This window comes from Paenibacillus glucanolyticus, from assembly GCF_037333485.1.
Classification (GTDB): domain Bacteria; phylum Bacillota; class Bacilli; order Paenibacillales; family Paenibacillaceae; genus Paenibacillus_AQ; species Paenibacillus_AQ glucanolyticus.
This window is the reverse complement of sequence record NZ_CP147845.1, coordinates 1,305,857-1,318,202: the sequence shown is the minus strand read 5'-3', so window position 1 is coordinate 1,318,202 and position 12,346 is coordinate 1,305,857. Positions and strand designations below refer to the sequence as shown.

Here is a 12,346-nt window from a genome sequence, read left to right as displayed (position 1 = left end):
ACCATTTTGTACTATATACACTTCCGTCATGCCCAGTATTCATCGCCTGCAGCATATCCAGCGCCTCGCTTCCACGAACCTCACCCACCACGATCCGATTGGGACGCATCCGCAGCGATGAACGGATCAGATCGCGCATGGCGATTTCCCCCCGGCCTTCTGTGTTGGCATTCCGTGTCTCAAGTGACACCAGGTTTGGAACGGTTACGATCTTCAATTCTGCCGAATCCTCAATCGTTATGACCCTTTCATCAGGCGGAATATACTGCGATAGGGCATTCAGGAAGGTTGTCTTCCCCGAGCCCGTTCCACCGCCTATAAAAATGTTGTACTTGCCCTTGACCAATACCCGGAGCAGTTCTGCCGCTTCCTCCGATAACGCCCCCCTTTCGACCAGATCATGCATCGTCATCGGCGATTCCGGAAATTTGCGAATCGTCATGGTCGGGCCTTTCAGTGCTATGGGGGGAAGCACAATGTTAACCCGCGAGCCATCCTTCAATCTCGCGTCTACAATAGGTGTTGACTCGTTTACTACACGGTTTACCGTACCGACAATGCTCTGAATGATATCTTCGAGGCGGCTCTGCGACTCGAATTGGAGCGGCAGCTTCTTCACCTCACCATCCTGCTCAATGAAAATATCCTGATGGCTGTTGATCATAATCTCCGTTATTCTGGGGTTATCCACTAAGGGCTGAAGCACATCCAACCCGCGAAAGGAATCATACACTCTCCGCACCAGCCTGCGCTTCTCTGCGGCCGTCAGCTCCAAAAGCTCGCGCCTTCTCCACACCATCTCCTCGATGCGTGCCATTAACTCCGAGTTGTTCACGCTGGAGCTCATGTCCAGCTCAGACCGAACCTGATCACGGACGGACTTGAATTGATCTTCCATCATATTCGCTACCCTCCGCCTGCAAGAGCTGGCCTAATACCCGAGTTATCCAACAGCTGCTGACAGAGCTTCAATACTTCCCTCTGGTATATGGGTGAGGACAACAGCAGCTCCTCTTGATGGAGCTGCTTCCATGAAGGAATATAAGGCAGTACATCGTCAATACCAATATCCTTGCGGGGGAGACTGTTCACCAGTTGGCCAGTAAACCGATTGACAATGAATCGACTGCGCTTCTTCATACTTCCGAAGAGTGCAGTGTTCTTTAATTCCAACTGATCCATCCATACACAGCACTTATGCATACTAATAAGATCATCCAATAGAACCCAGATCAGCAGCTCGGCTTGTTCGAGAACGGCCTGAATTCGTTCCCCCATGTACCCTTCCGTATCCACCACAATGGCATCGTAGTGATGACAAGAAACTAGAGAGGTCAACAGCAAAGACGTATCCTCCAGGGTCATCTCCGTCATTTCCTTCACATTGAAACTCGGCTCAAAGGAATCACACTTCAGGCTATGATGCCTGACAATGTAAGGGGTTATCGACACCTCTGTCCTTGGAGCCAACTCTTGCGAGGCCTTCATGTCGTACAGCAATCTGGAGAAGCTTCCCTCCATGCCTACCGAGCCGGAAGGAAACAATGCGCTGCTGTTCACCGTCTCCAAGTTAAGATAGAACACTCTCAGCCCCAACACGCCCAGCTGCTTCGCCATATTCATTGCGATCGTCGACTTGCCGCTCCCTCCAAGAGGAGATACAATGCCGATAACCGGTGTCGTTTCGGCATTCTGTTTCTCTAAAGAGCCGCCGTTTCTCTTACAGCAGGCTATCATGACCTCCAGCAGCTGAGGCAGGGGCTGATACTTGGGCGTACTGCTGCCGTCTTCCATCCGTGAGAGTGGTGAATCACCTTCGCTAAGAAGCAGCCAAGGCACGGGGGCATCCCCCCGGCTGAGCCAGCTCTCCAACATTTCAGCATCCCCCACGACCAGATTCGGTACTTCCCCCGAGCTCATATAATGAAGAAATGAATCCATGCGGGTAAATGCCGTCACTTGCAGAGCTGATCCGTAGGAACTGCCATACGCATAGTTCAGCAGCGGTTCGACATACCGGGAATCCTGCACTGCCAGCACAATTCGGGCCGGTATCATAAAGCCAATCCCTCTCTTCTGCAACAACGCAAAAAAGCACCGTTCATGCCGCGTAATCGCGGTCAATGAACGGTGCTTCCGTTGTCTGCTATAATTTGACATTAGAATATCACAGTTGCTGCAGAACGGCAAGATTTATTTTTATTACATAGATAGCCCTTAATCACTATTGTCAAAACGTGGATATATGCACTACTATATAGGATTAGAACTAATGTTCTCTAAATAGTAACTACTTATATAGAAAAACCTATATAAACTCCTATACTATCTGGACGAATACATACAAGCCAGGAGAGTGACAACAAGTGAAACAACGAATGTTAACCGCTATACTAGCTGCCTTGCTTCTATTATCAGGCTGCAGCCAGCCAATAATGTCTCCAGCAACATCCAGCGAGCAGACTTCAACCCAAGCCAAGTCCGGCACGGACACGGCCAGCTCCAATACAGCGGCCTACCCAACCGATGACCTCAATCTCCCGAGGGTTGCGGTAGAGCTGGTCAAAGCCATAGACGGAGACACCATCAGCGTTATGTTTGAAGGAAAAAAGGAAAATGTTCGGCTACTGCTGATCGATACGCCCGAAACCAGTCATCCGAAATTGGGCGTACAGCCATTCGGGCCCGAGGCCAAAGCCTTTACAAAGGAACTGGTGGAACAAGCCGATCGGCTGGAACTGGAATTTGACATCGGTCCGAACCGCGATAAATACTCCAGGCTGCTCGCCTACGTTTATGCCGATGGAACCATGGTTCAGGAAGCGCTGCTTCAGGAAGGACTCGCACGTGTCGCCTACATCTATCCGCCCAACACCCGGTACGTTGACAAATTCGACGATTTGCAGCGAATCAGCCGGGAGCAGGCTCTCGGCATATGGAGCGTAGAGAACTACGCCCAGGAAGACGGATTCCATCCGGAAGAACAGGACGCGAATAAAAACAACAATAATAACAATAGCGCCCCAACAACCAAAACGCCGATTGAGAACCGCGAGAAGCCAAAGCAAGGCTGCGACATTAAAGGGAATATCAATTCCAAAGGCGAAAAAATCTACCATACTCCCCAATCTCCCTATTATGATCGCACGAAGCAGGAGCAGTGGTTCTGCACGGAGGAAGAAGCCGTCCAGGCCGGCTTCCGGGCGCCTCGCAATTAGAATTGAATTTCAGGATATGAAATGAACATTCATGTTCATCTTATATACATTTTAGCCGTATGTGAAAAGGAGCCACGAGTCATGGGGAAAAAGAAAACACAAGCAGCCCAGCCCAATGAAAGCCAGCCGCTTAATCCAAGCTCTGCCGCACTGTACAAAACCGTCTGGAGATGGCACTTCTATGCCGGCATCCTATTTGCTCCTTTTCTGATCATCCTGGCTATAACCGGCTCCGTTTACTTATTTAAGCCCCAGATTGAACAAGCGCTATATCGGGACTACTACACGGTAACCCCTCAGGTTGAAAGGGTAACTCCAAGCAAGCTGGTCGGACAAGTTAAAGAGCTCTACCCTGATGCTACCATTACCAAGTATCGCCCCGGCGAGTCGGACTCCCGCTCCACGGAAATCAGCATGAACTCTGGCAATGAATCAATGACCGTCTTCATGAATCCTTATACGGGAGAGAAAATTGGCGAGCTGAAAGACAAAGATCGCATAATGGACAAGATCGAGGAATTCCACGGTGAGCTGATGGTCGGGACGATCGGAGACCGAATCGTCGAACTAGCCGCCTGCTGGGCGATTGTGCTCGTCCTGACCGGCCTGTATTTATGGCTTCCGAAAAATAAAAACAAAAGCAAAACCAAGAAGAAGAGAAGCCTTGCCGGCGTCCTGTATCCAAGGCTCGGCAAGGGCAAGCAAATTCTCCGCAGGGATCTGCATGCCGTTCCCGCCTTCTGGGTTGCAGCAGGCATGTTATTTCTCATCATGACCGGATTGCCATGGTCAGGCCTGTGGGGCAGCAACTTTCAGACCGTGGCAACCAATACCGGTGCCGGCTACCCTCCGTCCATCTGGTCTGGCAGCGCGCCATCCTCCCATGTGGTGCAGACCAAGGACGTGGCAGAAGTACCCTGGGCTGCAGAGAATCTGGAGGTGCCGAACTCCACCATCTCCGACTTTATGCCACTTCCGATCGAAGATGTAATGTATGTCGCGAGAAGCGAGGGCATCCATCCGAGCTATACGATCAGCATCCCGCAGCAAGCGGATGGTGTCTATACGCTGTCCGCCTATCCGCCTAAAGCCCAGGATGAGGCCACGATGCATATCGACCAGTACAGCGGAGCGGTTTTGGCAGATTATCGCTATGATCATTACGGATCGGTCGGCAAAGCCGTCGCCCTTGGGATTACGCTGCATAAAGGAACCCAGTTCGGCATCGTAAACCAGATCTTCAGTTTGCTTATATGCGTGGGAATCGTTCTAATCGCGGTAAGCGGTCTGTACTTGTGGTGGAAGAGAAAACCGGAACATGGGCTGGGAGCACCGAAGGCACCCGAGGTGGATGCCAAGCATAGGAGAGTATTCCTTCTGCTCTTCATCGCTCTGGGGATTCTGTTCCCGCTGGTGGGATTATCGCTCATCATCGTCTGGCTCATCGATCGGTTTATCGTTCGGAGAATATCGGCTGTCAAGACATTTCTGAATGCCTGAACAACATATTCAAACCATAACAAGGGGTGGCGGTTTCATGATCGTAAAAAGCCGTTTTATAATGTCCATTCTGCTGTCGGTCCTATTGCTGAGTGCTTGTTCGGCCAAACCTGACGCAGCCAATCGGTATGAAAAGGAAATTCCGCTGATCGCCGAGGTTAATATCCCCGACACACTATCCGTGAGTCAACCGGAGACCATCGAGATCATCCTTACCCAGGGCGGCCAAAGAGTGCCGGATGCGGACTTTGTCCATTACGAGCTGTGGAGCCATGACGGCTCCCTGCGTGAGCCTATGACGGATGCGGTAGAGGTAGGAGAAGGTGTGTATACAGTAACCAAAACCTTCGATAAAGAGGGGCTTTATTTCTTTAAACTTCATTGCGGCAATAACGGCTCCATCATCATTCCCCAAAAACCGTTCGCCGTCGGAGCATTGTCCGAGGCAGAGCTTGCCTATCTCCAAGCGGAAACCCCGACATTTCAAGAAGGCACAGCTGAACATCAGCATTAAAAATAAGACTTCATCTAGGATAAAAACCGGCGCCGAATCTCCGGCGTCGGAACCATGCATTCGTTGGAGCGTCCAAACCAGCGGTAACGGTTCTTTGCTACCCAGCGGTACACCAGGTTCCGTAAGACAGGCGGAATCAGGATGAGCGCATACGACAGCGACCATGGAAAGCGAAGACGCCGTGCAATGCGAAGAGCACCTGTCGACCTTGTATAATACTTCCCATTTTCAATCAATATCATCGTTTCGGTTGACTCTCCATCAAATCCCCCTTGGCGCAGCAGCTCCTGTCCAATCTCCGATTGCAGCGAAGCAAAGCGGAACGCCCCCGCAGGATCTCTCCGAATAATGAATTGGGTCAACCCCTGGCACAAATGGCACACGCCATCGATCAGCACAACGGCATAGTCCTCATTATTTACGATGCGTTGATCCTCCATAGTTCGCAGCCCCCTCGTATTATATAAAAAAACACGTCTCTCGACGTACTTTCTCAGACAACAGATTGCATACAGCAAAACTCATTCTTGCAAGTTAAGATTAGCAAGCCGCTAATCGAATAGTTTATACTTTCTTCCTTAAAGAAAAAACGCAGGAGCCCTCTCCTACGCTTGATCAAGTACGCTATTTTTGGTTTTACTACTCAGCAGCTTTACTCAGCCACTCGCCGTCTTTCATCTGCTGGTCGAATTCGTTCGAGAATTTCTCCATGCATTTGCATATGAAATCTTTACGACAAACCGGGCAAGGTACTTTCCCAAGTCGGCTGAGCGCAGTCAGTTTCCATTCCGGGAAGCGGTTGTAGAATACGCGAATATCCGTTCCGTCAGCCGTGTGGATAATGAATTCGTATAGCCCTTCTTTGTCATTGCTTCCAGCTGTGGTCACACTTGCAATATGCGGTCTGTATGGCATGTCATCACCCGTTTATTTTATTTAAATTCCTTATGACTGGTTTGTACTTTCTGGTACTTAGTCATATTAAAGAATTTTAGAGGTGATGTCAACCGAAGAACACATCCAGGATCGAGCCAAGCTGGCCTCGCTTTTTCCCTTCCAATATATCCGGGTTGAACACTTCCACATATCCGCAGTTTGTGCAGGAAACAAACAGGAAATGGTTGTGCTGAATATCAAACATCTTGCTTAGTCCTGCTCCCGACATGGAGACCTCCTTCGTCTGGCAGTGATTGCCTCCGCATTTACTGCACACAAACCGTTCCTCGATCATTTGTTCAATACGCATCCCAGGTGCCCCTTTCTCAATACTTAATCATAAGGAGAAATACGGAGTTTCATGTAAAAAGTTTCATATATGCAAGCTGAGCTGACAAAAAAGATGACCCTCATATAAGAGAGTCATCCCCATTTCTTATTCTTGTTCTTGTTTTCTTATGGTTAGCTTACGCTTAACTCCACGTCGATGTTGCCTCGGGTTGCCTTGGAATAGGGGCAGAACGCATGCGCTTTTTTGGCGAGGTCCTCGGCCTGGCTTCGTTCGATACCCGGCATTTCAATCTTCAGCTTCACCGCAAGCTTGAAGCCGTCAGCACCTTCGTCTTTTCCGATCATCACCTGGGAGTGGATCACAACATCCTTAAGCTGCACGCCTTCTTTACGGGCTATATTAGCCAAGGCGCTTTCGTAACAAGCCCCGTATCCAGCCGCAAACAGCTGCTCCGGGTTGGTTCCATCCCCGCCGGGTCCACCCAGTTCCTTCGGCATGCTTAATTTGTGATGAAGAACTCCATCCGTAGATTCAACGGAGCCTTCACGTCCTCCAATGACTTTTACATCTGCTGTGTATAATGGTTTCATACTCGTTCATCTCCTTCATGCCCTATTATGATCTCTACATGTACTCTTTAAACTTATGGCGCAGATTGAAACGACAAATAGGGCCGTTCTCAGGAAACACCATATTTACCAATCATAAAAAAACAGCAAAAAAGCTGTGATTCAAATGGATGATTCCACTTCAATCACAGCTTTTTCTAAAGTATGCGGTAGAGAGGACTCGAACCTCCACGGGTATACACCCACTACCCCCTCAAGATAGCGTGTCTGCCATTCCACCACTACCGCATAATATAAGGGAAGTTCTGTAGCGAACATTCCCTATTATACTGTTCTGCAATACAAAAGTAAAGAGTTAATTATTGAGCTCCAAATTCGGCACCTGCATAGCTATGTCTTGTCATTTCTCTTATCCTTGCGGTAAGCAGAAAATTCAATATATTCGCGGATGAACTCCTTCTCATTCTCTGCAAGTCCCGACATGGCAAGATCAGCCGCTTCCGGGTCCACTTCATATTCTCCCCGGGATTCCCTGACCCGAGTATTGGGACTGCCCTTGCCAATAATCAGCCAATCCAGACTCACGGAGAAGAATGCAGCAATCTCAATCAATTTATTTGTGCTCGGCGTTGTTTTCCCCCTCTTCCAGTCACCAAAATTTCCTGTGCTGATCCCGAGGGTTTCGCAAAACGCCTTCTTGGTCATACCCCGGCTTTCTATGAGATGTTCGATTCGTTGGTAAATAGACTGCATTAAACAACCGCCTTCCTAATTCTCTCTAAAAAGAAAATATCTTATGTACGTAATTTTTTCTTGCACAATGACTTAATTAAGTGTATAATCAATATATATTGCCTAAATTATACCATAGTACTCATAGATCGTTGTATCTTTTACTCATGAGTCTATTTAGTACGAGGAGCGAGTAATTTTGCCCTACGATACCATAATCACATCTTGGAACAATGCGGTTCACTCCTTGAACAAGGGACTGATGATCATTACCCCCGACGGCATCATCGACAAAATGAACGATCCGCTCATTGCCATGGCCGAACAATACGGTGTTTCCCCTGAGTTCAAGTGGCAGGGGACATCCTTTTTTGATATCACTTCCCAGCAGTTGGGACAGTCCTCATTCGATCATTTTTTTGATGTGGTGGACTTCCCTGCCATCAAGGATGTTATAGCAGGAAAGCTGCCTGAATATTCCTTTGAATATGCAGTGAGTGGGAACGGTCAAGATATCTGGGTGCTATGCGAGGTCATGCCGCTGCTTATGAGTGATGACAACCTTATCCATGGAGCCATGCTCTCCTTCACTGACATTACGAAGTTTAAGCACAAGGAGCTGCTGCTGGAGCAAGCACTGGCCCACAGCTATCCCTTGCCGGGACACATTCCGATCTGTGCCGTATGCAAATACGTGCGCCATGCCGAAGAATGGGAGCCGGTCGAGAGCTATTTGGAGAGTCGTCTCCCGATTGAATTCACACATGATATTTGTCCCGATTGCATCCGCAGATTATACCCCAAATATTCCTCCATCCTGGATGATCCCCAGATACCTGATTAGATGAATACATAATACAGCACAAATAAGCAGCTTCGTCATCCGAATAATACGGAAGGCGAAGCTGCTTATTCATCATTCGGCGATCTTTCGTATATTACGCGTTCACAAAACGAAGCAGAGGGCTTATGAGAGCCGGCAGCACCGATACATGCCCTTCCCCCTCAATTTCGGTAAAAGCGGTCTCCAGCACGTCTTCTTGCCCCTTGAGAAACGCATACAGCTCTCTGGCGTCTTGAACCATGGACGGTTTCTCCTGAGCTCCGACATATATGTGCAGCTCTTTGCGCTGTCCAGTTTGCAGTATACGCGCTTTCCCTTCTTCCCATTGCTTGTACAGCATGTAGTTCTTCCACCATACGGAGGGACATGCCGCTATGTACCGCTGAAAGGCCTGCGGCCTGGTAAACAGTGTATGCAAGGTAAAATAACCCCCCAGCGAGTGCCCAAATAACGCCTGCTTCGCAAGGTTTACCGGATACTGTCGTTCTACTGCTGGCTTCAGCTGATCCTCGATGAACGCATGGAATGCCTCGACACCGCCTGTCTCCGGCCATTGAAATCCATTGGGACGGACCGGCAGCTCATCGGTATCGGCATATTCCGTAAAGTTATAGAAACGCTCATTACTCACGATAGGACTGTCGCTGTCAAAGCCGATGCCCACAATAAGAGCCGCAGGGATGCCGCGGGGCGTACGAGACTGAATGCGAATCGCCTCTGCAAGCGATCCGAAGGTAGCATTGGCATCCAGTGAATACAACACAGGATACCCGCCCTCGGGCGGAGGTCCCATCGGCTCGGCGATGAAGATACGGTATTCACGGCCCGTAAGGTCGGACTGCATAGACCAGGTCACCGTCCCGGGTATGTGAAACAAGCTGTCGTTAGGGTGGGCGCTTGGCCCCTCACCCTGAGCTTGCTTCGCCTTCAGCTCCTCCCCTTGGGCCTCCTTCATGAACAACCATTGCAGTGCATCGGGAAATCTTCTGGCCATAAAGATGGCGTCATGGGTTCCATCCGGATCTACCTTCAGCTGCAGTCGCTGCTTGCTCATCCCATTTTCACCCCAAAACCGATGGGCCTCAAGGTTATTAGGGAACATATTCTTCTGTGCATTTTTCTTATATACACCCTCTTGACGCCCCACAGACATAAATACCCTCAGGCTGGCTGGCAGGCTCCCCTGCTGCCTGATGAAATCCATAACCCCCTCATACCACAGCGAAGCCGACAGCATCCCGATTCTTCCAAAACTCTCGGGACGCCAATATCCCGCAAACATCGAGATCAGCCCGCCAAAGGAGCCGCCGATAATCGCCGTATGTCCAGGCTCAGGTAGTGTCCGGTATTGTCCGTCAATGTGGACTTTAATGACGTCAGCCACTTCGTCTACGTAGGCTCTGCCCTGCCCTCCGAAGGGGGGATTCCCATCCAGCAGAGAATCTGCCGGCCATGGCGTATACTCATCATTGCGGTTTACAGGTGATATTCCGACCAGGATAACTTCATCCAATTGCCCGGTTGAAAACAAATGCTCCACATAATTCAGGCAGTCCATGAACAAATCTCCATGATCCTGCACATAGGCAACAGGATAAAAGCGTTCCGAATCCTGATAAGAAGGAGGCAAATACAGTTTGAGTTCCCTGTTCTCAACCACCAGCTGCTGATAACGATTCATGTAATCCTCCCGAAAGCTTCTTTTATTTTCTCATGCGAATCAATAGATAGATGAAATAAGGCACTCCGATCACGGACACCACAATCCCTGCAGCCAGTTCGGCCGGAGCAAATATCGTTCGGCCGATGAAATCGCCGATGATAACAATCGCCATCCCGGCTATGCCGCTGACAGGTATGATATGCCTGTGCCGCAGTCCCACCAGCTGTCTGGCCAGATGCGGAGCGATCAGACCGACAAATCCAATGCTGCCGGACACGGCAACACTCGCGCTGATCAAGCCGATGCTGCACAGTAGCAAAATATTTTTCTCACGTTCGACAGATACCCCTACACTCTTCACGCTTTCTTCACTAAGCTGGAACAAGTCGAGTACCTGTGAGCGGAACCATATAACAGGCGGCAAAATAATGAGCCAAGGCAGCATAGTGACCACGAACTTCCAATTGGCACTGTGAAGGCTGCCGGCCAGCCAAGCTACGGCCATCTCGTAATCCGACGGGTTCATTTTGAGAGAGAAGAACATCGTTATGGCCCCAAAACCGGAAGCAATCGCAATACCCACCAGGATAAGCCGCTGCGGGTCCAGCTTCCCGCCTTCTCTGGCAAACATAAATATGGCCGTTGTCGCTGCTAACCCGCCTGCAACGCCAAACATGGGCATCATCATAACCCCAAGCCAGCCTGACATCGTGATCTGCCCTTGCAGTAAGAACATGAACAGAACAACCGCCATGCCTGCGCCGGCATTGATGCCGAGAATGCCCGGGTCTGCAAGTCCATTACGCGTTACGCCCTGAATAACGGCCCCGGCCATGCCCAGCGCAAATCCTACGAGTGCACCAAGTACAATGCGCGGAAGACGGAATTCAAACACAACGAGATCGAAGTCCGAATTGGGATTCAACCGGAGCAGCGTCTGGAATACTTCCTTAATCGACATGTCAAAAGTTCCGTTCGTCAAACTGAAGTATATCGCCGTCAAGACAATAGCAATTCCTCCAGCAACCACAAGCGGGAATCGATAATACGTGTTACGCACGCTGCGCCCCTCCCCTCGTCTTGATCAGATACAGGAAGAAAGGAACCCCGATTATTGATGTAATGACACCGACCGGCGTTTCAAACGGGAAATTCACAAAGCGCGCAAGAATATCACATAACGCAAGAAACATGCCGCCTAATACTCCCGAGACGGGTACAATCCATCGATAATCGGAACCTGACAGGAACCGGGCTATATGAGGGATAATCAAGCCCACAAAGGCAACCTTGCCCGCCAGCGCCACCGACACGCCTGTCAGAATAACAACCGCCAGCATCGCGAGGGCTTTGATCAGCCATGTATTCACACCAAGCCCCTTGGCCGTCTCATCTCCAAGCGACAGGAGTGTGATCGATTTGGACAATGCGATGGCAAGGCATAGACCAACGATAGCAAAAGGAATGCTCAGCTTGATCAGCTCAGGGTCCATTGCATGCAGCCGGGCATTGTACCAGAAGCTGATATTTTGCGAGATTTGAAAATAGGCGGCTATCGCCTCTGCAGTCCCGCTAAGAAACGTACCGATCACGGTACCGAGTATAGCCAGCCGAACCGGACTGAGCCCATTCGGTATGAGCCACGCCAATCCGAACACAACGGCAGCCCCGATGGCCGAACCGATCAATGAACTGACGATGTACATATTGGAGCTGGCATTCGGGATAAATACCATAAACAGCGTGACGGCAAACACAGAGCCGTCAGACACCCCCATAATGGATGGTGAAGCCAGATAGTTCCGCGTCATTCCTTGCATTAAAGCTCCTGAAACCGCGAGGAAGGCACCGATGAGCATCGCGCCTACTACCCTTGGCATTCGGGAGCTCATAATAATCTGATGATCAACACTCTCCGAGTCAAAAGCAAAGATGGAATCCCAGACGGTATCCATCGTAATATTCTTGGCCCCATACAGGATGGAGGCCGCTATGAGTAATAAACAGACTGCCGGGGCCATCACAAGGATGACAGCCGGCAGTGATTTTTTGAACCCCATGAACAACACGCCTTATAC

Annotated in this window: 13 protein-coding genes, 1 tRNA gene and 1 pseudogene; 4 read left to right on the top strand and 11 right to left on the bottom strand. The window is 49.8% G+C overall.

The features are described from left to right. Positions 1 to 16 precede the first annotated feature (16 nt). Together WDY75_RS06375 and WDY75_RS06370 are read right to left on the bottom strand one after the other, a co-directional pair. Positions 17 to 901 (bottom strand): annotated as a pseudogene (locus WDY75_RS06375) (CpaF family protein); the annotation flags it as partial. A gap of 5 nt (positions 902 to 906) precedes the next feature. Next, positions 907 to 2,058, bottom strand: a complete 1,152-nt coding sequence (locus tag WDY75_RS06370; protein ID WP_063480484.1) for a hypothetical protein — start codon at positions 2,056 to 2,058, stop codon at positions 907 to 909. A gap of 377 nt (positions 2,059 to 2,435) precedes the next feature. On the opposite strand from WDY75_RS06370, the gene WDY75_RS06365 reads away from it, so the two are divergent. The 3 genes from WDY75_RS06365 (at position 2,436) to WDY75_RS06355 (ending at position 5,232) form a co-directional block, all read left to right on the top strand. After that, entirely contained in the window at positions 2,436 to 3,218 is a 783-nt protein-coding gene (locus WDY75_RS06365; protein ID WP_006212364.1) for a thermonuclease family protein, read from the top strand. Positions 3,219 to 3,299: 81 nt separating this feature from the next. Further along, positions 3,300 to 4,718, top strand: a complete 1,419-nt coding sequence (locus tag WDY75_RS06360) for a PepSY-associated TM helix domain-containing protein (protein ID WP_063480485.1) — start codon at positions 3,300 to 3,302, stop codon at positions 4,716 to 4,718. A gap of 37 nt (positions 4,719 to 4,755) precedes the next feature. Continuing rightward, complete coding sequence (locus WDY75_RS06355) at positions 4,756 to 5,232, top strand: FixH family protein (RefSeq protein WP_006212366.1); 477 nt, start codon at positions 4,756 to 4,758, stop codon at positions 5,230 to 5,232. 14 nt (positions 5,233 to 5,246) lie between these two features. Here WDY75_RS06355 and WDY75_RS06350 read toward each other — a convergent pair whose 3' ends face one another. From WDY75_RS06350 to WDY75_RS06325, 6 genes are all read right to left on the bottom strand, one after another. Continuing rightward, positions 5,247 to 5,672: a thiol-disulfide oxidoreductase DCC family protein gene (locus WDY75_RS06350; RefSeq protein WP_006212367.1), complete on the bottom strand. Its 426-nt coding sequence runs from the start codon at positions 5,670 to 5,672 to the stop codon at positions 5,247 to 5,249. 199 nt (positions 5,673 to 5,871) lie between these two features. Next, the gene (locus WDY75_RS06345; RefSeq protein ID WP_006212368.1) at positions 5,872 to 6,147 is read right to left on the bottom strand and encodes a hypothetical protein; all 276 of its coding nucleotides are present in this window, start codon (positions 6,145 to 6,147) and stop codon (positions 5,872 to 5,874) included. Positions 6,148 to 6,235: 88 nt separating this feature from the next. Further along, positions 6,236 to 6,478: a zinc ribbon domain-containing protein gene (locus WDY75_RS06340; RefSeq protein WP_006212369.1), complete on the bottom strand. Its 243-nt coding sequence runs from the start codon at positions 6,476 to 6,478 to the stop codon at positions 6,236 to 6,238. Between the two features lie 152 nt (positions 6,479 to 6,630). Further along, positions 6,631 to 7,050 (bottom strand): organic hydroperoxide resistance protein, encoded by a 420-nt coding sequence (locus WDY75_RS06335; protein WP_006212370.1) that lies wholly within the window; start codon positions 7,048 to 7,050, stop codon positions 6,631 to 6,633. Between the two features lie 184 nt (positions 7,051 to 7,234). Then, a tRNA-Leu gene (locus WDY75_RS06330) sits at positions 7,235 to 7,317 on the bottom strand. Positions 7,318 to 7,419: 102 nt separating this feature from the next. Next, on the bottom strand, positions 7,420 to 7,782 hold the full coding sequence (locus tag WDY75_RS06325; RefSeq protein ID WP_006212371.1) for a helix-turn-helix domain-containing protein: 363 nt from the start codon (positions 7,780 to 7,782) through the stop codon (positions 7,420 to 7,422). 178 nt (positions 7,783 to 7,960) lie between these two features. Between WDY75_RS06325 and WDY75_RS06320 the strand changes: the two genes are divergently transcribed. Next, the gene (locus tag WDY75_RS06320) at positions 7,961 to 8,605 is read left to right on the top strand and encodes a hypothetical protein (RefSeq protein ID WP_063480486.1); all 645 of its coding nucleotides are present in this window, start codon (positions 7,961 to 7,963) and stop codon (positions 8,603 to 8,605) included. A gap of 94 nt (positions 8,606 to 8,699) precedes the next feature. Here the strand turns inward: WDY75_RS06320 and WDY75_RS06315 are convergent, their stop codons facing one another. Genes WDY75_RS06315 through WDY75_RS06305 form a run of 3 tightly spaced genes read right to left on the bottom strand, consistent with a single transcriptional unit; the run spans position 8,700 to position 12,328 of the window. Continuing rightward, positions 8,700 to 10,286: an alpha/beta hydrolase gene (locus tag WDY75_RS06315; protein WP_063480487.1), complete on the bottom strand. Its 1,587-nt coding sequence runs from the start codon at positions 10,284 to 10,286 to the stop codon at positions 8,700 to 8,702. A gap of 22 nt (positions 10,287 to 10,308) precedes the next feature. Then, positions 10,309 to 11,328, bottom strand: a complete 1,020-nt coding sequence (locus tag WDY75_RS06310; protein WP_063480488.1) for an iron ABC transporter permease — start codon at positions 11,326 to 11,328, stop codon at positions 10,309 to 10,311. Then, positions 11,321 to 12,328, bottom strand: a complete 1,008-nt coding sequence (locus WDY75_RS06305; RefSeq protein ID WP_063480489.1) for a FecCD family ABC transporter permease — start codon at positions 12,326 to 12,328, stop codon at positions 11,321 to 11,323. The genes WDY75_RS06310 and WDY75_RS06305 overlap by 8 nt, the downstream gene beginning before the upstream one ends. Between the last annotated feature and the right edge of the window lie 18 nt (positions 12,329 to 12,346).